Below are 541 nucleotides of genomic sequence, written 5' to 3'. Positions count from 1 at the left end.
ATGCAAATGCCGGTGCCGATGATGAATGTGATCAATGGCGGCGCCCATGCCGACAACAACCTGGACTTGCAGGAGTTCATGATCATTCCGGTGGGCGCACCGAGCTTTCGTGAAGCGATCCGCTATGGCGCCGAAGTCTTCCATACCCTCAAGAAAATCCTGCACGACAAGAAGCTGACCACCGCAGTTGGCGACGAAGGCGGTTTTGCGCCTTCCGTGGACAACCACGAAGCGGCGATCAAGCTGATTTTGCAGGCGATCGAGCAGGCCGGCTACGAGCCGGGCACCCAGATCGCACTGGGCCTGGATTGCGCGGCCTCGGAGTTTTACAAGGATGGCAAGTACCAGCTGCACGGCGAAGGCCTGTCGCTGTCGTCGGCCGACTTCACCAACCTGCTGGCGACCTGGTGCGACAAGTACCCGATCATCTCGATCGAGGACGGCATGGCGGAAAACGACTGGGACGGCTGGGCCACGCTGACCAATGCACTGGGCAAGAAGGTGCAGCTGGTGGGCGACGACCTGTTCGTGACCAATACCA

1 pseudogene is annotated in these 541 nt (G+C 59.9%); it reads left to right on the top strand.

Annotated features, from left to right (window positions below):
- Positions 1-541: pseudogene (eno, locus tag ACFQUU_RS29480) on the top strand (phosphopyruvate hydratase); the annotation flags it as partial.

Source organism: Herbaspirillum sp. GCM10030257 (assembly GCF_042666555.1).
Taxonomy (GTDB): domain Bacteria; phylum Pseudomonadota; class Gammaproteobacteria; order Burkholderiales; family Burkholderiaceae_D; genus Noviherbaspirillum.
Note: the sequence above shows the minus strand (reverse complement) of the source record. Positions and strands in the feature narration are given on the sequence as shown.